Genomic DNA, 20,074 nt, shown 5'->3' on the forward strand with positions numbered 1-20,074 from the left:
CGTCAGCTCTATTCGGCTGCGGACGTAGCATGGCGAGGCTGCGGCCGAGAATCGTTCGGATCGCTCCGTGCCAACTCCTGGTCGAGCCACAGGCTATGGTGCTCGCGCGCCCAGTTGACATCGACCTCGCCTGATCCCATCGCCTCGAAGGCACCTTCCATCCCGATCGTGCCGATGTAGATGTGAGCGAGCATCGCGGCGATAAACAGCACGGCCACGACGGAGTGAACGATCTGGGCAATCTGCATGCCCTCGATTCCCGTCAGGTAGAACGGGAACATGAGCAGATACCCGGTCGCAGCGACGAGGCCACCGCCGATCACGACGATCCAGTAGATCCCCTTTTGACCCGCATTGAAGCGGCGAGCCGGCGGATGATCGTGACCGATCAGGCCGCCTCCGCGCTTGATCCACTCCACATCCACCTTGCTCGGGATATTGCCGCCGATCCACATCAGAAAGATCAGCACGACGCCGATCGTGAAGGGAAAGCTCAGGTAGTTGTGCGCGAATTTCGCCCATTGCGACCATTCCGAGAAGGCGTCAAACCCAATCAGCGGAAGCAGCAGCGGCCGACCGAACGTGATGTTCAATCCCGAGATCGCCAGGATGATGAAGCAGGTCGCAGTCATCCAGTGCACGAAACGCTCAAATGTGTTGAATCGCACGATGGTGCGGCCCGATCGTCCGCTTTCGAGACGGACCATGCCGCGCGTCAGATAGAAGATCACCAGCACCGCCAGCATGCCGAGCATGGCAACGCCGCCGATCCACCGCAGCGCGACGTTGCGGAATTCGCGCCACTCGCGGCCAGCCGGTTGCATCAGCACGCTGGAGCGCTGGTCGGGAATGCTGACGCGCCCCTGGATCCGGTCCATCTCCTGCAGCAATTGGCGCTCGTTGACCGAGCTCGCCGTCGGGTTGACCTGCTGGGCCGCTGACGGCGCCGGAACTGCCATGACCAACAGAAGCAACGCCCACGCGCCGATGGCTGGTCGAATGAACCTTGCAAATGAGGACATCTGCTCCTCCCGGCATTTGTGCCACGGCGCGTGGCGCCTTCAGGACTCGATTGTTTCGCGATAGGCGGTCTTCCAGCCCCACGCGCCTGAGCCATAGCCACGCTTCAGCACGCGCTCCTTGTAGATCTGGGCGATGATCTCGCCGTCGCCGGCGAGCAGCGACTTGGTCGAACACATCTCGGCACACAGCGGCAGCTTGCCCTCGGCCAGGCGGTTCGCACCGTATTTTTCGTATTCCTCCTTGCTGCCATCGGCCTCGGGGCCGCCGGCGCAATAGGTGCATTTGTCCATCTTGCCGCGCGAGCCGAAATTACCAACCTTCGGATATTGCGGCGCGCCAAACGGACAGGCGTAGAAGCAGTAGCCGCAGCCGATGCAGAGATCCTTGGAGTGCAGGACTACGCCATCGGCGGTGGTATAGAAACAGTTCACCGGGCACACTGCAGCGCACGGCGCATCCGTGCAGTGCATGCAAGCCATCGAGACCGATCGTTCGCCCGGCTTACCATCGGCGATGGTGACGACCCGGCGGCGGTTGATACCCCAGGGGACCTCGTGCTCGTTCTTGCAGGCCGTGACGCAGGCGTTGCACTCGATGCAACGGTCGGCGTCGCAGAGAAACTTCATACGTGCCATCGTCGTTGCTCCCTATGCCGCCGCGATCTGGCAGAGAGTGACCTTGGTCTCCTGCATGTTCGTCGCGGGATCGTATCCGTAGGTGGTGATCGTGTTGGCGCTTTCACCGAGCACGATCGGGTCGGTGCCCTTCGGGTAGTTGCCGCGGAGATCCTTGCCCGCAAGCCAGCCACCGAAGTGGAAGGGCATCCAGGCGACCCCCTTGCCCACCCGCTCGGTGACGAGTGCCTTCATCCTTGCCCGTGAATTGTTCTCGGCACCGGTGACCCAGACCCAGGCACCATCCTTGACGCCGCGGTCGGCGGCGTCGGTAGGATTGATCTCGATGAACATGTCCTGCTGCAATTCGGCGAGCCACGGGTTGGTCCGGGTCTCCTCGCCGCCGCCCTCATATTCGACCAGGCGGCCGGACGACAGGATGAGTGGGAACTGTTTCGCAATTCCCTTCTCCACTGCAGCCTTTTGCACGGAGAAGCCAATATTCGGCACCCGGAACTGCTTGGCATCGGGCAGCGTCGGATATTTGGCAACGAGATCGACGCGCGGCGTGTAAATCGGCTCGCGGTGGACCGGGATCGGATCGGGCAAGCCGAATGCATTCATGCGCGCCTTGCCGTTGCCGTAGGGGACGCAGCCGTGCGCCAGCGCGACGCGCTGGATGCCGCCCGACAGGTCGAGCGACCACGACACCGCGTCCGGAGTTGCGGGGTTGACCTTGTTGATCACGGCCATTTCCGCTTCGGTGAGCTCGGTATCCCAGCCGAGCTTCTTCAGGCTGGCGAGCGTGAATTCCGGGTAGCCGTCCTGGATGGCCGACCCTAGCGAGTACGAGCCATCCGCGAGCAGGCTGACCTTACGCGTCGTGCCGTCCGGCAGCTTCTCCTCGCGCTCGATGCCAAACCGCGGCCGGAACGTGCCGCCGCCATCCATTACATGCAGATTGGTATTGTAGAGCAGCGGCGTGCCGGGATGCTTGACCTCCGGTGATCCCCAGCACGGCCAGGGCAGGCCGTAATAATCGCCCCCGACCTCGGGATCGTCCTTGGGTGCCCGCATGGTCAGCATGTCGAACTTGGCTTGGTTCTTCATGTGCGCCTTGAGGCGCTCGGGCGATTGCCCGCAATAGCCGGTCGACCAGCTGCCGCGGTTCATCTCGCGAAGTACATCCTCTGCTTCAGGAAGATTGTTCTCGACCTTGATCTTCTTGAACATTTGGTCGGCGAAGCCGAACTTCTTCGCCAAGAGGTAGATGATTTCGAGATCATCCTTCGACTCGAAGATCGGCTTCACGATCTGCTCGCCCCATTGCAGCGAGCGGTTGGAGGCGACGCGCGAGCCCTTGCACTCGAATTGCGTGGCGACCGGAAGAATATAGACTCCATCCTTGCGTCCCGCCTCGACTGCGAGCGAGGCCCAGGTCGTCGGATGCGGATCGGCGATGACGAGCAGCTCGAGCGCCTTCAGGCCATTAAGAGATTCAGGGATACGGGTGATGCTGTTGGAGGCGTGTCCCTGCACGAATACCGCCTTCACACTGTCCTTCTGCGCGATCTGATCCTTCGGCAGCGTCACCGCCTCGAACCAGCGGGTCAGCGGAATGCCGGGGGCTTCCATGATCTGCTTGGAGTCGAAGCGAGACTTCAGGAAGTCATAATCGACCTCCCAAACCCGCGACCAGTGCTTCCAAGCGCCCTCGGCGAGGCCGTAGTAGAACGGCAGCGTGACGATATCGAGCCCGACGTCGGTCGCGCCCTGCACGTTATCGTGGCCACGGAAAATATTGGCTCCCATGCCCGCTCCGCCGACATTTCCGGTCATCAGCAGCAGGATGCAACTGGCGCGCACATTAGCGGTGCCCACGGTCTTCTGGGTCTGGCCCATGGCCCAGATCAGCGTGGCCGGCTTCTCGGTGGCAAACATCTTGGCGACGCGCTTGAGCTGCTCGCCGGGAATGCCGGTGACACGCTCGACTTCGTCCGGAGTCCACTTCTCCACTTCCTTGCGGAGATCGTCGAACCCGTAGACGCGCTGCCGGATGAATTCCTTGTCTTCCCAGCCGTTCTGGAGGATGTGCCACATCATGCCGTAGAGCACCGGGATGTCGGTGCCCGGCCGCATCCGCACATATTCGGTCGCGTGCGCGGCCGTGCGCGTCAGGCGCGGGTCGATGACGACGAAGTTGGCCTTTTGCAGTTCCTTTCCCTCAAGCAGGTGCTGAAGCGAGACCGGATGCGCCTCTGCCGGATTGCCGCCCAGGATGACCTGCGTCTTCGCATTACGGATATCATTGTAGCTGTTGGTCATCGCGCCGTAGCCCCAGGTATTGGCGACGCCGGTGACGGTGGTCGAATGGCAGATGCGAGCCTGGTGATCGGTATTGTTGGTTCCCCAGAATGCGCCGAGCTTGCGGAACAGGTAAGCGCCTTCGTTCGTCATCTTGGCCGAGCCGAGCCAATAGACGGAATCGGGGCCCGACTTCTCACGTACAGCTTGAAGTTTGTCGCCGATCTCGTTGATCGCGGTGTCCCAGGACACGCGGGTCCACTGCCCGTCTACCAGCTTCATCGGGTAGCGCAGCCGTCGCTCGCTGTGCACGAGCTCGCGCACGGAGGCGCCCTTGGCGCAATGCGATCCGCGATTGATCGGGGAATCCCAGCTCGGCTCCTGGCCGATCCATACCCCGTTCAGGACCTCAGCCGTCACCGTGCACCCAACCGAGCAATGCGTGCAGACGCTCTTGCGGACGGTCGCGCCGGCAGTGAGCGGACCGGCCATCGCCGCCTCCGCCTTGCGCACGCCGCCGACCGGCAGCGTGCCGAGCACGGCGAGCGCGCCGCCGGCAAGACCGGATTTGCGCAAGAAGCTGCGGCGGTCGAGACCGCCGGCCTGCCCCGCAAGGGACACGGCAACGGAACCATGGCGCAAGGAACGCTCGTTTGTTCGCTTGATCAGCACGGTCAACCTCCCTTGGCCGGATAACGATTGACGCGATAGAAGGCCTTGATGTGATCGGTTTCCTTGTAGCGCGCCTTGCGCTTCTCATCGCTGGTCTCGCTATCAGCCTGCGCGGACCCGACCAGCGGTGCCGCGAGCGTCGCGCCGGCGCCGACCGTGCCGACGCCGACCTTGCGCAGGAAATCGCGACGCCCGACTGTGGTTTTCTCGTCTTCACTCATCGCATCTCTCCTGGACCTGCCGGTGCAGGTCAGTTGGCGAACGTGAATGCTTCCCTCTCGATCTCGATAAAGGCGCGGCCGAGCGCGCCGACCGCACGATAGAAGATGGCGCTCTCAGCGCGCTCGATGTCGGCGAACAGCTGCCCTATCCAGGACCCGACATGCTTGTCAAAGAACGCGCGCTGCGCCTCGAACGACGCCGGGAAGCGCCCTCCCGCGAAGCCCGCCATGATCTCGCACAGGATGGCGGCGTGATCTTCCGGCTCCGAATTATTCGCGGCGCGCTCGATTCCGGACGCGGCGAGATCGGCGCGCAGGCGCGACAGCGGCCGCTCGTTGAGGAATCCCGTCAGGTAGTAGGAGGCATAAGGCAACAGCTCGCCGCGGCCGAGACCGACGAACAGATCGAAATGTTCGCGCTCGACCTTGGCTGCGACTGCATTGGCGGCGGCTGCGGCCAGCCCGGCATGCGCGCACCCGAGCGGCGTCGCATCACCGTTCAATGCGGCCAGTTGATCGAGCAGCCTTCTAGACGGTGCCGAGGACAAGAGCGTCGCGAGCAGCAGATATTCTCGCGCACGCGCCGCATCGACGGGTTCAATCAGCTCTTCGGACACAAGCGGCTCGCTGTACAGATCAGGCCGCAAGTCCTGGCGCGATACACCGGTGGCCGCTTCGACCGCCATCACCCGTTGTGCTGGCACCTTGCTCCAGTTCGAAACGGAGGGTTGGCTGATGCCGATTTTGCGCGCGAGTCCTGCAACGCCGCCAGCGGCGCATATGGCTCGCTCAAGGCCATCATCACGCACGTGGACCTCCATCCAAGTCCCGGGTGCTGATTTTGCTTTCGCTACAAAGCGCTAGACCAAGCGTAGTCCCGGCCCAACGGAGGGTCAATCGCCTCCCATAGTCTGAGGCTATAGCCGTTCGTCGGAGCCTAGCGGGGTAGCGCTCCGCCATGCGTGCGGCGAGGACTCGACGGCTGTTCGCCTCCAGTGCTTTCAGCCACCGTTAGTTGCGATGCAGCAGGAACAGGTGCGGGCGCGGCTTGTTCGACGACGATCTCAACACTCGATCTCTCGACCTGCTGCAATTCCGGCGAAGAATCCGTGACTTCAACCGGAGTCTCAGGCAGCATCTCGGCTGCCTTGCTGAGGCCGCCGAAGATTCTGTCCACGAACGCGGCCAGTTCTGCTTCCGAGCAATCCAGCGGGCCAAAGCCCGGCATTGCGGTCGGATCGTTGAAGTCCCAGGCGTTTTCCGCAAGCCCGACGAAGTCGCGAATGGCGGGATCGGCACTCCAGGCGCGACGAAGCGCCGCACGCGTCAGCTCCTGCGGAATCCCCGTGCGCAGGAATTGCCTGATGTCCGTTACGGACGTGATCGAGTCGATCGAAGGCAGGCTCGAAAGGTCAAACTCTGCTTCGTCGTTTTTCACGGCAGGCGGTGGTGCCGACTGCATGTCGTCGGGCATAGCCGGATCGGGTTGCCGAGCGTTCGCCTTTGCTTCCTGCTTGCGACGGGACCAGCGCGCCAGGAACTTATCCTCACTCATTCGTGTCCGCCTTTTTGCTGCCGGCTCGCCAGCGCTTCCGGATCGGCCTGCCGCCGCTTGCGTTTGAAGAATTCCCTTTCGACGTGGTGCTCGGCAACGACGCTTTCAATCTGCTCACGCAGCGCTTCCGGCATGGGGACGGCCTCGACCAGGTTCGCGCCGGACTCCGTGAACGCCTCGCCTTCCGCAGGATCGGCGGTGGCGGCAGCCACCGAATAGGGCCAAGCGCCCTCCGCAGGCGTCAACACGGTCCAGATGCTCGGGCTACCCGAAGCGAGATTGTCGCGATAGCGCGCCGTCTCGGAACTGTAGAGATCGACCGTAGCACTGCCGGCATAGAACAGCGTTCTGCCGCTCTCTTCGCGCAGAACCGTCCAGGGCCTTGTGTCCGGCTCGTCCGGCAGCACGGCGACGGCGCGCCAGACAAAGTCAGTCCAGGGCGAGTCCGCCTTGTACCGCTCGACCACGATGCCGACGGGGATGCACATTAGCGGCAGCACGGCCGGGCTCACGTCACCATCTCCAGGTGCTTGATCGGCAGCCCCGTCAGCAAATTCTGCGGCTTCATCCGGAGCTGCTGATCGGAGTTCATCGACAGAATGAGATAGACCGGCTCGCCCTGCATCTCGTCCGCGACTGCACTCGTATCTGCAAACGTCAGGCTGAACAGTGCAAGCACACGGCCGGCGCTGCGGTCGTCGAGTTGTTCACCATGCCAGAGACGGTCGCCGAGCCTGGTCGCATCGGGGTCGAGCCCAACATACCAGGTGAGCCGCGCATCACGCAGTTCGCGCAGCGGCTCAATATCGACGTCAATCCCGAGCAGATGTGAGATCCAGCGCGCCATCGCACGCGCCAACGCCCTCGGCCCGCGCCCGCCCGCGGTGAGCTCGAAAGCCATGTCGAAATGGTCGCTTCGGTGCCAGTAGTCGTCGGCATTGCCCTCGCTCAGGACGTCCAGCTCGGCATCGGTCACGGCCCCGAGCATCGACATCAGGGAGAGCACCGGGGTCGGGCTCCGCCCACCGACGACCTCCTCGTCGCCGAGCAGCAGGGCCCGTTCTTGCGGCAGGATGCGCTGCTGGCGGAAGAATAGCTCAGCTGCGCGCAGCACGAACGGGTCATCGCAGCCATCCAGCGCATTGCGCAGGATGACATGCACGAGTTGATTGACGAACAGCGGCGGCAAACCGTTCGTCCCCGACCGGACGGCTGCAAGATAGGCGGCTTCCAGGGTCCGATGTCTCACCAGGAGATCGCGAACGGCAAGCACGAGCCGCCAGTTCTCCCGGGCATCCGCGTCAACGATCGCTGCGATTTCATCCACACTGACCGCCCGGCGGGGAGCAACAAGCAACTCGCGGTGCAGGCGCCGCTCGACCGGGCATGCGTCGTCCGGCGGAATCAGCTCGGGCCGGACGAAATAGGCCTTCAGGAACTCGTCGGTGACGCAAAGCCCGCCGCCCGCCTCGCGGTCGAGCAGATGATGGCCGCATGCGATCCAGAAATCATTCATCGAATCTGCGGCTCCTGGCCCATATCGGCAAGCCTGACATTGCTGTCAGGTTCGACGTCATCCTCGGCTTCCATGAACGAGAACGCCTTGCCGTGCCCCTGTCCCTGCCGCAGCTGCAGCCTGCGGAACGACTCGCGGATTTCGCCGTCGCTCACCGAGCGGTGGACGGCAATGAGCGAACTGATCGGATGCGTGCAGAGCGACTGCACAAAGACGACCTCTTCTTCGGCGGCCGTCCGCGCGGTTGCCGGATCCGGCGCGCTGAAACGATCGATGAATTGCCCGGCGAGGAGCTCGATCAGCGCCCGGCAGTCGCTTTCCGTTGCCGGCACGATCTGCGCCAACGTCGACCAGCCCCAGGATTGCACCCCGAGGAGGCCGCTGCGAAACGCCGCGCGCGCCTTGCCGCTCAAAGTCGCCGGATCCTGGTCGCAGAAGCGGAACGCGCCGGAGACGACCCATTCGCCGGGCTCTGCCGCCGCGTCGAACACGAAGGTGTCGGAGGGATCGAGCGCTATGGCGCGCAGCAGTTTCAGGGCTCTTGTCACATCCTTGGCCCTCCGAGTTTCGGATCGAGCCAGGATGGTGCGGCGAGCGCTTTGACGAGCTCGCTCCGCTCAACCCTGCCGGTACCGACGTGACGCGCGAGGAGGTCGCCGCCCTCGTCGATCCTCACGACGGTGCGCCGCTCATGGGGAACCCGGCTGAGATAGTCGCGTGCGACGCTGTCAAAGCCATCGACCTGCCAACGATCGATCACCCGCATCAGGTGCCGTGCAAAACTCTCGGTCACCTGGTCGGCGCCCGCTTCGCCGAACCCCTCCTCATCCAGCGCGGACGCGAGCGGACGAACGCCGGGTCCCTGATCGGCCATGGCGACGGTCCGGATCATGGCGCCAAACACCAGCCATGCGGGCCGCTCAGTCTCGCGCGCGGACGATGGCCACCCCATCCGCCCTCCTCCGACGAGCCCGCCGTCGATCTCGACGGAGCCAGGCCAACCGATCACAACCGTCTTGTTAGGCGGCGCATAGGCGCGAAGAGCGTCGGTGAGCGCGACCATGCCGGCGTAGAAGGCGCGCCGCGCGGTGCTCAAGTTTTCGCCGGGCTCGAGCACCACGGCGAATTCGGCGAGATCGAACCGCCCGACACACACCAATGTGCCGGCGCCGTGCTTGGGTGCAATGCGGCAAGCATGGGCAAAGGCGTCTCCGCTCTCGCGCAACCGGACGAGCGTGAAGGGCGGCGGCAGATGGATCGGTTCCGCCAGGGAAACGTGGCTGGTTGGGGTCGACCGCAAGGCCGTCCTCCACTTTCCTTTTCTTCCCGATAGTGAAAATCTATACGAGGTGCAGGAACGGCGCGAGTCCGTAAGTCGGCGCCGCACTGACGGAGGGATTCACCTGGACCAGCCAGCGAAGACCGTCCTGATCTGCTCGTGCGAAGACACGATGCGTCTTGACACGGCTGCGATCCAGCGGGGATGCCCCAACTGCGAGATCAGAAGCTTTCGCCATCTCTGCGGCGCGGAGCTCGATCATTTCCGCAAGGCGGCAAAGGCGGATGGTCCGCTGACGGTCGCCTGCACGCAGCAGGCTGCCCAGTTCACCGAAGAGGCCGGCGACCTCCCCAACGGGATCACTTTCGTCAACATCCGCGAGACGGCGGGCTGGTCGCACGACGGCGCCAATGCGGGTGCGAAGATGGCCGCTCTGCTGGCGGCCGCCGCGATTCCCGCACCCGACTATCCGCTGGTCACATTGTCGAGCGACGGCATCGTCCTGATCTATGGACGCGACGAGGCCGCGATCGAAGCCGGGCGGCTGCTCGCAGACCATCTCGATGTCACGGTGATGCTCAGGCAGCCGACAGACGTTACGCCGCCTCCCGCGGCAGTGTTTCCGATCGTAACAGGCACGATCCGCAACGCGCGGGGACATTTTGGTGCCTTCGAGCTCACGATCGACGACTACGCACGACCGCGCCCCTCTTCGCGCGACCACTTCGTATTCGAGGCCCGGCGCAACGGGGCGACCTCGCGTTGCGATCTGGTGCTCGACCTCTCCGGCGAGCCACCGCTATTTGCCGCGCACGACCTGCGGGACGGCTATCTCCGCGCCGATCCGAGAGATCCCGCGGCGGTGCTGCGCGCGGTGCTTGCCGCTCGCGATCTCGTCGGAAGTTTCGACAAGCCGAGATATATCGACTTCACACCCAGCCTCTGCGCGCATTCGCGCTCGAAGCTGACCGGATGCCATCGCTGCCTTGACTTATGCCCTACCGGCGCGATTGCGCCGGACGGCGACCATGTCGCGGTCAATGCAGAAGTCTGCGCAGGTTGTGGGCAATGCGCGGCCGCCTGCCCCACAGGAGCTGCATCCTACGCGCTGCCGCCCGCAGACACCCAATTGCAGATCCTTCGCGCCATGTTGCTCGCCTATCGCGAGGCCGGCGGCACCCATCCGGTGCTGCTGCTGCACGACAGCCAGCACGGCACGCCGCTGATCGATGCGCTCGCCCGTCATGGCGACGGATTGCCGGCCAACGTGCTTCCCTTCGCCGTCAACGAGTTGACGCAGGTCGGCCTGGAGGCCGTTATCGGCGCATTCGCGTATGGCGCGGCGGCAGTGCGGTTCCTCCTACGCGCCAAGCCGCGACACGGCGTGTCCGGACTTTTGCAGACGATCATCATGGCCGAGACCATCCTTGCCGGGCTCGGATTTGACGGCCGCCGCGTGGCCACGATCGAAACCGACGATCCCGACACCCTGGCTGACCAACTGACGGGGATGGGTTCCCTCGCCGGTCTCGAGAATCCAGCGACTTTCCGGACAGTCGGTAAGCGGGGCGATCTGCTCCGCTTTGGCCTGAGTGAATTGCATCGTCTCGCGCCAAAGCCGGTCGACGTGATCGCCTTGCCCGAGGGTGCACCGATCGGTGCAATCACCGTTGACGCCGGCGGTTGCACGCTGTGCCTGTCGTGTGTTTCTGTCTGCCCGACCGGCGCGCTTCGCGCCGATCCTGAGCATCCCGTCCTCAAATTCGTGGAGGACGCCTGTGTGCAGTGCGGTCTGTGCGAGAGCACCTGTCCCGAGAAGGTCATCACGCTCACCCCGCAGATCGACTTCCGGACCAGGCGCGCGCCGGCGCGCGTGATCAAGGAAGAAGAACCGGCCCTTTGCGTTCGCTGCGGCACGCCTTTCGGCGTGAAGAGCACCATCGATCGGATCGCGACAAAGCTCGAGGGGCGCCATTGGATGTATCCCACCGGGGACCGCCGAACCGAAGCCTTGCGGATGTGCGCCGATTGTCGCGTCATTGTCATGAGCGAAGAGCAGTTCGATCCGATCCAGGACGTTCCGGAACGCGCACCACCACGGACGACGGATGACTATCTGCGTCAACGCGAGAAAAAGGAATAGCCGCATGCCTCGTTCCATGATGGGTGTTGCGACCTGCCTTGCCATCACGGCCCTTGCCGGCACGGCCGTCGAGGCCGCCGCCCTCACCAAGGTGGAAAAGGTCGCGCTCAAACGGGCGATCGTCGCCTGCAAGGCCGAGGCCAAGGGCAAGAAGATCAAGTGGCTGTCACGCCGGAAATACGTCAACCAATGTGTCGTGACGGCGCTCAAGGAACATCCCAGCATCGACGTCGCCCGCATGCTCAAGGAGAACCCGGAGCTAACAAACATGCCCGTGGAGCAATGGCCGGGGTATTAGAGCGTTGTTGCCAGCTATTTCGACGTCGCACGCGCCAGAAAGTCCGTGAGCGCGCGGCGGTCCTCGGCCGAACCGATGTGCTGCTCCGGCATCTTGGTGCCGGGTGTGTAGGCGTTCGGCCCGATCTCGAACAGTCTTGAGACGGTCTCCGGCGTCCAGACGATATCCATCGCCTTGAGCGCGTCGGAGAAGTGATAGCCCGGAAGCGAGGCGATCTTCCGGCCGAAGAGTCCCGCAAGCGTCGGTCCGGCACGCTGCACCTCAGCCTCCGACAATGTATGGCAGGCGACGCAGGCCCTGAAGATTTCGGCGCCGTGATCGCCGGCATAGGAAGCGAGCGGATCCACCGGTGTACCCAGTACGCTCGACCCGATCGCCGCTCCGGTCAGCGCATTCCAGCGCCTGATCTTGCCGTCGGCACCGCCAGTCAGGAGCGTCGTACCATCGGGCAAGAACGCAACCGACCAGACCGGCGCCCCGAACCCAGCGATCGTGCGCATCACGTTGCGCGCCTTGCGATCGACGATCGCGACGGTGCCGTCAATCGCCCCTGCGGCGATCAAAACACCGTCTTGCGAGATCGCCAGCGCCACGATCGGCCTGGCGCCAACCATGACCTCGCCGTTCACCTTGCCATCGGCGGTCATCATGCGCAGCTTGCCGTCTGCCGCACCGGTGAGGATTTCGCCATCGGGCGCGATGGCGAGCGCATTCAGCGGCGCCGGCATCGTAACGATCTCGGGGCTGCCGCCCGGCAGAGGCCAAATGCACACTGTCAGATCGTAGCCAACGCTCACCAGCGATTTTCCGTCGGGAGCAAAGGCCACGCCGTTCACACCTTGCGAGTGACCTTCCAAAACGCTCGTCCCACCGTCGGACAGCGATGAAATCCGCACGGTGTGGTCCCACGAGGCGGATGCCAGCTTCGATCCATCGGGTGAAACGGCGAGCCCGACAATGGGTCCCGTATGCCCGGCGACAACCAAATCTGGTTGCAGCCGGCCCGGCGTCCAGATAGCAATCTGGCCGTCCGCACCAGCCGTTGCCATTCGTCCATCGCCGAGGAAGGCAGCCGCATTCACCGCACCCGAATGGAAGCGAAGGACCTGCTCGGCGGACTCGGTTGCGAGGGACCATCGGATCGCGGCAGTGTCGAAGCTGCCCGACAAGATTGTCTTGCCGTCGGCTGAAACGGCGATCGCGCGAACAGGCCCGCCGTGCCCCGCCAATTGCGCCTGCGCAGGCAGCAGCGGGAGGAGCAGCGATGCCGTCAGAAGGGCGGTGGCGAGACGCAATGTCAAATCCATTGGCCGTCGGAGACAGTCACGGCGAAGCGCCCACCGTGCCATTCTGCCCGGCTTTCGCGCCACGGCCAAATGCCGGACGTCCGTCGATTCCGCCATCGATCGATGGCCGACAGGCTTGGCCTGTGGGCAAGAGCGCATCCATTTGATCCAGCTCAACGAGGGTAGCTCGTGTTGGGTTCCAGGTGCGACAAGCGGCGCCTTGAATGGCGATCTACGCGGTCGCAGTCTTCCCAAAGGCGCCTCACAGACCGAGGCCGGATATGCAAATACACCTGAAGGCCTATTTGCAGCTCATCTCGCGGTTGCGGCACTTTCGCGCGTTGCCGCCGCGAAATCGTGATCCCGGCACGCAGCACGCGTCGCCACTCCTGGTCTACGTCGTCGCAGTGTTAGCCCTCCTCCTGGCTGCCCTTGAAGTCGACGTCCACCGCGCGCGGCTTCAATCCGTGGGGCTGGTTGGCGACCCCATCGGGATTGCCCCGATTTTCATGAGTCCTTGAGCAGTGCTTGCGACAGTCGCGCCCCGGCCAGCCGCTTGGCGCGTCGAACCTGCTCGAAGGCATACGAGCCGACCAAGTCGTCCGGTTCGATCACTATCAGTTGAGACGCGCCGGCGCTGTTCTCACTGCGGTGTCTCCCTTGGAAACACAAGAGATCGATCTGCGAAATCTTCAACCGGCAATTTGTTTCGTTGCATTTGCATCTCTTGCAAAGGGGGCATCCCTGCTACCGATGTGCGACCCGCCGGTAATGGATGCGATGCCATATTCGCCGCAGCGACGAAAACGGCCAGCCCGGCCAGGCCAGAGATCATCAGAAGCTTCATGCGAACCTCCAGCGGTTCTACGAGAGTCGAAGCTCTGACTAGTGCAAGAGTCGAAATCCCCGTGTGAGATCCCTCACATCTCTCTTTCTCTTGATCATCGTTGCGCCGGCTGCCCTTCGCGCCAGTCAGGATCCGCTATAGCAGGATGCCCATACACTCTGCTCGATTGCGGCCGCCCCTAGTGGCGACGCAGATGGTCGGCGGCAACAAGCGTTCACTGCGTCCTGGCAAAGTTCCGCGTGCTCTGATTGCGCCCTCGCTAGAACTGGACGCCGCGCGTCAATGCACCATCGACAACGAGGTTCGTCCCGGTGATGAAGCTCGCCGCGCGGCTCGCGAGAAACACCACGGCGTTAGCCATTTCCTGCGGTGTCCCCATCCGTCCCGTCGGATTAAGCGCCAGCGCGGTCTTGTAGAGCTCTGGATTGTTGTCCTTGATCATGTTCCAAACCCCACCCTCGAAATAGGTGTTGCCCGGCGAGACCGAATTGGCGCGGATGCCCTTCCCCGCGAGCTGATTGGCGAGCCCTTGCGTGTAATGGATGATTGCCGCCTTGAAGGTGCCGTAGGGGCCGGCCGCGAAATCGACCTCGCGCCCGGAGACGCTTGATATCGTGACAATCGCGCCGGCCGCGCTCTTCTCCAGATACGGCATGGCCGCATTGACCAGCCGGACCGTGCCCATCATGTCGGTCGAAAATTCCTTCTGCCAGCTTTCGTCGTCCTGTCCGATCGCGAGCGCGCTGACATTGGCGACGACGACATCGATGCCGCCGAGCTTTGACGCCATATCGCCGACCCAGGTCTTTAGAACCGCCGCGTCGGCGACATCGACCGCACCGCCAAAGGCCGCCACGCCCTTGGCCTTGAGCGCGGCGACCGTGCTTTCGACCTCGGCCAGATTGCGCGAGCACACACCGACATCGGCGCCCTCGGCGGCAAATGTCTCGGCGATCGCGCGGCCGATTCCCTTGGTGCTTCCCGTGACGAGAACCTTGGCGCCCTTCAGTCCTAGATCCATGACCCGTCTCCTTTTCTTGATTCAGTAGTTGTGCGCAGCCACTTTGACCAATCCGCGATAGCTGTGCGGCATGCGCATCGACACCAGATCCTTTCGACGCACGACATTGGTTGGATAGACGCTGTCGAGGTTGGTGGTGTCGACCAGCGCAGTGGCAAGCCCCGTGCCGTCGGCCGCGATCGTTTCCTGCCGCGGGAACGCGAAAGTGTCGGGACCGAATACGCCGCTGAGCCCAGGATAGCCGCGTTCCGGATCGACGACATTAGCGAAGGCGAAGAACAAATTGTTTTCGCCGGCGCGAACGCGGAAATGGTGCCAATGGTGCGAATCCGGGCCGGTTGGAATCGGCTTTCGCTGTTCGACCCCCGTGCCCGCATGCGACGAACTGAAGCGCCCCTTGATCGCGGCAGGACACGCGACGATATCGCAGCCGCGAAGCGCCAGCACCCGGCCCGCCTCGGGAAACGAGGCGTCGTGACCGATCAATAGCCCGATGCGACCGATTGGCGTGTCGACAACCGTCCAACCGTCACCGGCCGTCGCCCAGCTTCGCTCGTCGGCGGTGAGATGCGTCTTGCGATAGACCGAGATGTCCCCATCCGGCGTAACGAGGCAAGCGCTGTTGTAGACTAGATCGCCGTCGCGCTCGGCGAGGCCATAGACAAGATAGAGGTCGAGCTCCTCTGCAAGCCTGCCAAGGCTGTCGGCCGCCGGTCCTGAAATCGGTTGCGCCCCTCGTGCGGGATCGGCAAGGCCCGTCAGGGCGAGCTCCGGGAAGACGACGAGCTCCGCGCCTTCTGCCCTGGCCTTGCGGGCGAGCACCGAGATTTTCTCGTGATTCTGGCTGATGTCGTCGCCTGGCGTAAATTGCGCGACGCTGACCCGCGACGTCTTGCCGGTCGGCCAGGGGTCGTGGCCATAGAGACCGAAGAAGTCGCGCGGATTCCAGCTGAACGTATCGGTTAGCAGCTCCGGATAGAGCTCGGGCCGCCGCTGCGCGAAGACGGCCTCCCCAAGCACGCGGCGCGCGCGTGCGGCGTCGAGATCGATCTCCGACAGCAGCACCCCATCGCCCTTGTCGAGCACCGCCGTCACCTGCCCGTCCGGTGCGATCACGCAGCTGCCGCCACTGAACTGCACCGTGCGTTCAAGCCCCCATCGATTGCTCTCGATGACGTAGCAGCCGTTCTCGAAGGCGCGGCTGATCCAGTAAGGCGCCGGCGTGCGCTCCGCCAGCCAATTCGAGATGTGGCAGATAACATCCGCGCCGCCGAGCGCCATCAGCCGCGCGGTCTCGACGAAATGAATGTCCATGCAGATCAGGAGCGCGATCCGCCCGATTGGCGTCTCGAACACCTGATTGTGCAGGTCGCCAGCCGCAGCCCATTTCGGCTCGGAGATATAGGGGTGCGTCTTGCGGTGGCGGCCGACGATTCCATCAGGCCCGATCAGGACGGCCGTGTTGAAGTAGATGTTGTCCTCGTCGACCTCGGGCATGCCGACCACGATGTAGCAGTCATGTTTGCGCGCCAGCGCCGCAAAGCGGCTCGTGGTCGGCCCCGGAATGGCCTCGACGAACGGCGCGACCTCGGCCCGGTCGAACCAGCAATAGCCGGTCGTTCCCATCTCCGGCGTGACGATCAGCTTTGCACCGGCGATCGCCGCCTGCTCACAGAGCTCGAGCAGGCGAGCGACATTGCGCGCCTTCTCGAACATGGTCGGCTCAAACTGGACCGCCGCGACCTTGTGAATGGTGGACATTCCGGCCAGCCTCAAGCGAGATAGGACTTCTTGATGGAGGCTCCCAATGTGTATTTGGGATCGACCATGTTGCCGAGCCTGATACGGCCGGCCTGGGTCAGCAGCATGTAGGCGTCGATCTCGTCGAAACCATAGTCAGCCGCCATCCAGCGGCAGAGCTCGCGATAGGCGATGCGGGCTGCATCTTCCATCGGGCGCGCCGAGCCGATCGTCATGATGAAGTCCCTGGTCTCGAGCCGCGGCCAGGCGATGGTCCAGCCCTTGATCAGATCGACCTGCACCGTCGTCACCGTCGGATGCTCGATGGCGACGCCGCAGAGCTCGCCGTCACCCTGCGCTGCATGGCAATCGCCGAGATAGAGCAAGGCACCCTTGGTGTTGACAGGAAGATAGATGATCGCGCCGACGCCGACGTCGGGCAGATCCATGTTGCCGCCGTAATAATCCGGGACCAGCGAGGATATCGCCTCGATCTCCGGCGAGGTGCCGATGGTGCCGATGAATGGCTCATATGGCAGCGTGATCTTGTCGTTCCATTTGGTTCCGGTCTTGGCGTCGATCTCGAGCTTCTTGACCCGTTCCGGCAGCGCCGGGTTGAGCAGCGCGGTCTGCCCGGTCGAGACCAGGCCGCCGAAATCAGGCATCACCACGGTCGTGCCGCAGGGCTGCGGCCCGCGCGGCACGATGCTCTCGATATAGACCGCGAGCGTGTCGCCCTTCTCGGCGCCGTTGACGTGGATCGGCCCGTTCTGCGGATTGAGGAACGGAAAGTTGAGAATCTTCGACGGGCTGTCGGTCTCCTTCTTGATGGCGCCCTCGAACGCGTCGTGGGTTTCGGCAGCCACCACCGCACCGGGATCGACGGTCAGCACTGGATTCACGTAAGGGCCATAGACATAGTGGTACTTGCCCTGCTCGTGCTCCGTGATGCTGTATCGGGTTCCTCGCTCACCCTTGGCGATGCCCTTGCGGGCCATGATGGAGTCTTTCTGCCAGGACATTTGCTTTTCTCCTTCTGTCGTTGGCTAGTCTTCAAACCGCAAGATGACGGCGCATCTCGGCCGCATCGTCGAGCGCCGCGCGATCGAGGTTCGCGACGATGCGTCCCTTGTCCATGACATAGCAACGCTGCGCCATGGCGCGGATCATGTCGAGGTTCTGTTCGACCAGGATGATGGTCACCCCGGTCCTATGGTTGAGCTCGACCATGTTGCGCGCGATGTCCTGGACGATGTTGGGCTGGATGCCCTCCGAGGGCTCGTCGAGCAGGATCAGATTGGGATCCGCAATCAGGACGCGCCCGATCGCGAGTTGTTGCTGCTGGCCACCGGACATGGTGCCGGCACGCTGGTTCCAGCGCTCGGCCAGGATCGGAAAGGCGTCAACGATCTTGCGCCGCCCCGCTTCGGGAATACCGCCGCCCTTGATCGCTGCGCCGACAGCGACGTTCTCGCCGACGGTCAGCCGCGGAAACACGTCGCGCCCCTGTGGCACATACCCCATGCCGAGGCGCGCCCGTTTGTGCGCGGGGAGAGATTCCACCGCCTCACCTCGATAGACGATCGAGCCGCTCATCGCCGGCACGAGCCCGATCAGGCTCTTCATCAGCGTGGACTTGCCGACACCGTTGCGTCCGATGACGGCGACGATCTCCCCTTCCCGCACCTCGATTTCGAGGCCCTGGAGCACCGGCTTGCCACCATAGCCGGCACGCAGACCCAGCGTTGCGAGGATCACTTCCTTGCGCGGCACATCAAGCATGGGCCTGCCCCAGATAGATCGCCGCCACGCGTTCGTCAGCCACGATCTCGTCGATCGAGCCTTGCGCGAAGACCTGGCCGAGATGCAGCACGGTGACGCGGTGCGCGACCTGCCGGACGAAGGCCATGTCGTGCTCGATGGCCAGCACCGTCATGCCGTCGGCATTGAGCCGCTGCACCATCTCACCGGTCATGTGGGTTTCCTCGGGCGACATGCCGGCGGTCGGCTCGTCCAGCAGCAGAAGGCGCGGCTTCAAGCTGACGGCCATGCCGATCTCGAGCCATTGCTTCTGGCCGTGGCTGAGATTGCCGGCGATCTGCGCCTGCTCCGATTCCAGCCCGAGGAAGCTCAGCAGCCGGCCGATCTCGGATTCGAGCTCCGCCCCGCGATGCCGGCTCTGCAGGGCGATCTCGAGATTCTGGCGGACCGACAGGCCCTTGAACACGCCAGGCACCTGGAACTTGACCGAGAGGCCGCGGCGAATCCGGGCAAAGGATTTCAGCGCCGTGATGTTCTCTCCGGCGAAGAGAATGTCACCGCTGCCGGGATGATGCTCGCCCAGGATCAGGCGGAACAGCGTGCTCTTGCCGGCGCCGTTCGGGCCGATCAGGCAATGGATCTCGCCGGCTTGCAGCGTGAGATCGACGGAGTTGGTGACGTGCAGGCCACCGAAATGCTTGTTCAGCTTGCGCAGCTCGAGCAGCGACATCAGCCGGCCCTCTGCGTGAAACGGGCGGCGATGCGGCCGAGCAAGTTCATCACGCCGAGCACGAGACCGTTCGGGGCGATCAGGACCGTGAGCACCAGCAGCACGCCCATGAAGACCAGCGCGTACTGGCTGCCGTAGATCGTGAGCGCCTGGAACGCGGCGAGCACCACCAGCGTGCCGATCACGGTCGACGTCAGATCGCTGCGACCGCCGACTGCGACCCATATCAGCGGCAGCGCCGCAGCCGTCATGCCCATGCTCGACGGCGTGATGTACTGTCCCCACACCGTGTAGAGCACGCCGGACAGGCCCGCGAGCGCGGCACCGATGACGAAGGTGATGAGCTGGTACTTGCGGATGTCGTAGCCCAGCATCTCCGCCCTCTCAGGATTCTCGCGGATGGCCACGATGACATTGCCGAACGACGAGTTCATCAGGACGCGCAAGGCGAGATAGACGAAGACAAGAAGGCAGAGCACGAGGTAATAGAGCCCGATATCGGCGAACAGCACGATGGGCTCGCCGGGCCACGGGATGGTCAGCGGCGGCATCGCGCTCATGCCGTTGAAGCCGTTCAGCCTTGCGCTGCCGATGTGCCATTCGGGTCCTGCGGTCTGCGCCATGAAGCGTTCCAGCATCAGCGTCACGGCCAGCGTGACGATGCCGAGGAAGACGCCGGCGATGCGGCCGAAGAACATGAAATAGCCGAGCAGAACCGCGAACAGCGCGGCGATCGCCACCGCAATCACCAGCGCCAGCAACGTGAAGCCGTAGGCCGAGCCGAAATTGATGGTGAGGACGCCGTAGCCGTAGCCCGCGATGCCGAAGAACGCGGTCTGGCCGAACGACAGCGAGCCGCCATAGCCCCAGATCACGCAGAGGCTGAGCGCGATGAAGACCCATACGAAGAAGTAGACGGTGTTGCCGACCGTGTAGCCGTCGCTGAACAGCGGATAGGCCAGCGCGACCGCGAGCACGAGGGCAAACAGGCCCCAGAAGCCGGGACCGCGACCGACGGTCTGCGGGCCTTCGAGACGGCGGAACAACGAGAGGAAACCAGTCAC

At 63.7% G+C, this 20,074-nt stretch carries 20 protein-coding genes; 2 read left to right on the forward strand and 18 right to left on the reverse strand.

The annotated features are described in order from the left end of the window. Positions 1-8: 8 nt before the first annotated feature. The 10 genes from BRAGE_RS0120685 to BRAGE_RS0120730 form a co-directional block, all read right to left on the reverse strand. The gene (locus BRAGE_RS0120685) at positions 9-1,022 is read right to left on the reverse strand and encodes a formate dehydrogenase subunit gamma (RefSeq protein ID WP_027557135.1); all 1,014 of its coding nucleotides are present in this window, start codon (positions 1,020-1,022) and stop codon (positions 9-11) included. 39 nt (positions 1,023-1,061) lie between these two features. Continuing rightward, a complete protein-coding gene (gene fdh3B, locus BRAGE_RS0120690) occupies positions 1,062-1,658 on the reverse strand; it encodes a formate dehydrogenase FDH3 subunit beta (protein ID WP_011088224.1) in 597 nt (198 codons plus the stop codon). A 12-nt stretch (positions 1,659-1,670) separates the two neighbouring features. Next, positions 1,671-4,613, reverse strand: a complete 2,943-nt coding sequence (locus BRAGE_RS0120695) for a formate dehydrogenase subunit alpha (RefSeq protein WP_027557134.1) — start codon at positions 4,611-4,613, stop codon at positions 1,671-1,673. Positions 4,614-4,615: 2 nt separating this feature from the next. Further along, positions 4,616-4,834 (reverse strand): twin-arginine translocation signal domain-containing protein, encoded by a 219-nt coding sequence (locus BRAGE_RS0120700; RefSeq protein WP_027557133.1) that lies wholly within the window; start codon positions 4,832-4,834, stop codon positions 4,616-4,618. A gap of 29 nt (positions 4,835-4,863) precedes the next feature. Beyond that, positions 4,864-5,643: a molecular chaperone TorD family protein gene (locus tag BRAGE_RS0120705; RefSeq protein WP_027557132.1), complete on the reverse strand. Its 780-nt coding sequence runs from the start codon at positions 5,641-5,643 to the stop codon at positions 4,864-4,866. Positions 5,644-5,771: 128 nt separating this feature from the next. Then, the gene (locus BRAGE_RS0120710; RefSeq protein ID WP_027557131.1) at positions 5,772-6,389 is read right to left on the reverse strand and encodes a DUF3306 domain-containing protein; all 618 of its coding nucleotides are present in this window, start codon (positions 6,387-6,389) and stop codon (positions 5,772-5,774) included. Continuing rightward, positions 6,386-6,901: a DUF3305 domain-containing protein gene (locus BRAGE_RS0120715; RefSeq protein WP_027557130.1), complete on the reverse strand. Its 516-nt coding sequence runs from the start codon at positions 6,899-6,901 to the stop codon at positions 6,386-6,388. Before BRAGE_RS0120715 ends, BRAGE_RS0120710 begins: the two co-directional genes overlap by 4 nt. After that, a complete protein-coding gene (locus tag BRAGE_RS0120720; RefSeq protein WP_027557129.1) occupies positions 6,898-7,905 on the reverse strand; it encodes a DUF6352 family protein in 1,008 nt (335 codons plus the stop codon). Before BRAGE_RS0120720 ends, BRAGE_RS0120715 begins: the two co-directional genes overlap by 4 nt. After that, on the reverse strand, positions 7,902-8,441 hold the full coding sequence (locus BRAGE_RS0120725; protein ID WP_027557128.1) for a DUF6505 family protein: 540 nt from the start codon (positions 8,439-8,441) through the stop codon (positions 7,902-7,904). Before BRAGE_RS0120725 ends, BRAGE_RS0120720 begins: the two co-directional genes overlap by 4 nt. A gap of 8 nt (positions 8,442-8,449) precedes the next feature. Beyond that, on the reverse strand, positions 8,450-9,292 hold the full coding sequence (locus BRAGE_RS0120730) for a biotin/lipoate--protein ligase family protein (protein ID WP_084334098.1): 843 nt from the start codon (positions 9,290-9,292) through the stop codon (positions 8,450-8,452). A 64-nt stretch (positions 9,293-9,356) separates the two neighbouring features. Between BRAGE_RS0120730 and BRAGE_RS0120735 the strand changes: the two genes are divergently transcribed. Further along, positions 9,357-11,327: a 4Fe-4S binding protein gene (locus BRAGE_RS0120735; RefSeq protein ID WP_027557126.1), complete on the forward strand. Its 1,971-nt coding sequence runs from the start codon at positions 9,357-9,359 to the stop codon at positions 11,325-11,327. Positions 11,328-11,331: 4 nt separating this feature from the next. Beyond that, the gene (locus BRAGE_RS0120740; RefSeq protein ID WP_231164334.1) at positions 11,332-11,625 is read left to right on the forward strand and encodes a hypothetical protein; all 294 of its coding nucleotides are present in this window, start codon (positions 11,332-11,334) and stop codon (positions 11,623-11,625) included. Positions 11,626-11,639: 14 nt separating this feature from the next. On the opposite strand, the gene BRAGE_RS0120745 is transcribed toward BRAGE_RS0120740, so the two are convergent. From BRAGE_RS0120745 to BRAGE_RS0120785, 8 genes are all read right to left on the reverse strand, one after another. Beyond that, positions 11,640-12,932: a c-type cytochrome gene (locus BRAGE_RS0120745; RefSeq protein ID WP_027557124.1), complete on the reverse strand. Its 1,293-nt coding sequence runs from the start codon at positions 12,930-12,932 to the stop codon at positions 11,640-11,642. Positions 12,933-13,554: 622 nt separating this feature from the next. After that, a complete protein-coding gene (locus BRAGE_RS48930; RefSeq protein WP_035729922.1) occupies positions 13,555-13,758 on the reverse strand; it encodes a hypothetical protein in 204 nt (67 codons plus the stop codon). 259 nt (positions 13,759-14,017) lie between these two features. After that, positions 14,018-14,779, reverse strand: coding sequence for an SDR family NAD(P)-dependent oxidoreductase (locus BRAGE_RS0120760; protein ID WP_027557121.1), 762 nt, complete (start codon positions 14,777-14,779; stop codon positions 14,018-14,020). Between the two features lie 21 nt (positions 14,780-14,800). Next, entirely contained in the window at positions 14,801-16,540 is a 1,740-nt protein-coding gene (locus BRAGE_RS0120765; RefSeq protein ID WP_027557120.1) for a nitrilase-related carbon-nitrogen hydrolase, read from the reverse strand. 11 nt (positions 16,541-16,551) lie between these two features. Further along, the gene (locus BRAGE_RS0120770) at positions 16,552-17,541 is read right to left on the reverse strand and encodes an acetamidase/formamidase family protein (RefSeq protein ID WP_027557119.1); all 990 of its coding nucleotides are present in this window, start codon (positions 17,539-17,541) and stop codon (positions 16,552-16,554) included. Between the two features lie 31 nt (positions 17,542-17,572). Then, positions 17,573-18,301, reverse strand: coding sequence for an ABC transporter ATP-binding protein (locus BRAGE_RS0120775; RefSeq protein WP_035729925.1), 729 nt, complete (start codon positions 18,299-18,301; stop codon positions 17,573-17,575). Continuing rightward, a complete protein-coding gene (locus BRAGE_RS0120780; protein ID WP_027557117.1) occupies positions 18,294-19,010 on the reverse strand; it encodes an ABC transporter ATP-binding protein in 717 nt (238 codons plus the stop codon). The genes BRAGE_RS0120775 and BRAGE_RS0120780 overlap by 8 nt, the downstream gene beginning before the upstream one ends. Beyond that, positions 19,010-20,074 carry a branched-chain amino acid ABC transporter permease gene (locus BRAGE_RS0120785; RefSeq protein WP_027557116.1) on the reverse strand — a complete coding sequence of 355 codons (1,065 nt, stop codon included), beginning with the start codon at positions 20,072-20,074 and terminating at the stop codon, positions 19,010-19,012. The genes BRAGE_RS0120780 and BRAGE_RS0120785 overlap by 1 nt, the downstream gene beginning before the upstream one ends.

Origin of the sequence: Bradyrhizobium genosp. SA-4 str. CB756, from assembly GCF_000473125.1 — a bacterium.
In the GTDB taxonomy this organism is placed as follows: Bacteria; Pseudomonadota; Alphaproteobacteria; order Rhizobiales; family Xanthobacteraceae; genus Bradyrhizobium; species Bradyrhizobium arachidis.

Excerpts from the sequence above, each read along its gene's own strand:
- fdh3B (WP_011088224.1), bottom strand. The coding sequence starts at position 1,658 with ATGGCACGTATGAAGTTTCTCTGCGACGCCGACCGTTGCATCGAGTGC.
- BRAGE_RS0120760 (WP_027557121.1), bottom strand. The coding sequence starts at position 14,779 with ATGGATCTAGGACTGAAGGGCGCCAAGGTTCTCGTCACGGGAAGCACC.
- BRAGE_RS0120700 (WP_027557133.1), bottom strand. The coding sequence starts at position 4,834 with ATGAGTGAAGACGAGAAAACCACAGTCGGGCGTCGCGATTTCCTGCGC.
- BRAGE_RS48930 (WP_035729922.1), bottom strand. The coding sequence starts at position 13,758 with ATGAAGCTTCTGATGATCTCTGGCCTGGCCGGGCTGGCCGTTTTCGTC.
- BRAGE_RS0120685 (WP_027557135.1), bottom strand. The coding sequence starts at position 1,022 with ATGTCCTCATTTGCAAGGTTCATTCGACCAGCCATCGGCGCGTGGGCG.
- BRAGE_RS0120720 (WP_027557129.1), bottom strand. The coding sequence starts at position 7,905 with ATGAATGATTTCTGGATCGCATGCGGCCATCATCTGCTCGACCGCGAG.
- BRAGE_RS0120735 (WP_027557126.1), top strand. The coding sequence starts at position 9,357 with ATGCGTCTTGACACGGCTGCGATCCAGCGGGGATGCCCCAACTGCGAG.
- BRAGE_RS0120740 (WP_231164334.1), top strand. The coding sequence starts at position 11,332 with ATGCCTCGTTCCATGATGGGTGTTGCGACCTGCCTTGCCATCACGGCC.
- BRAGE_RS0120770 (WP_027557119.1), bottom strand. The coding sequence starts at position 17,541 with ATGTCCTGGCAGAAAGACTCCATCATGGCCCGCAAGGGCATCGCCAAG.
- BRAGE_RS0120780 (WP_027557117.1), bottom strand. The coding sequence starts at position 19,010 with ATGTCGCTGCTCGAGCTGCGCAAGCTGAACAAGCATTTCGGTGGCCTG.
- BRAGE_RS0120775 (WP_035729925.1), bottom strand. The coding sequence starts at position 18,301 with ATGCTTGATGTGCCGCGCAAGGAAGTGATCCTCGCAACGCTGGGTCTG.
- BRAGE_RS0120710 (WP_027557131.1), bottom strand. The coding sequence starts at position 6,389 with ATGAGTGAGGATAAGTTCCTGGCGCGCTGGTCCCGTCGCAAGCAGGAA.
- BRAGE_RS0120765 (WP_027557120.1), bottom strand. The coding sequence starts at position 16,540 with ATGTCCACCATTCACAAGGTCGCGGCGGTCCAGTTTGAGCCGACCATG.
- BRAGE_RS0120745 (WP_027557124.1), bottom strand. The coding sequence starts at position 12,932 with ATGGATTTGACATTGCGTCTCGCCACCGCCCTTCTGACGGCATCGCTG.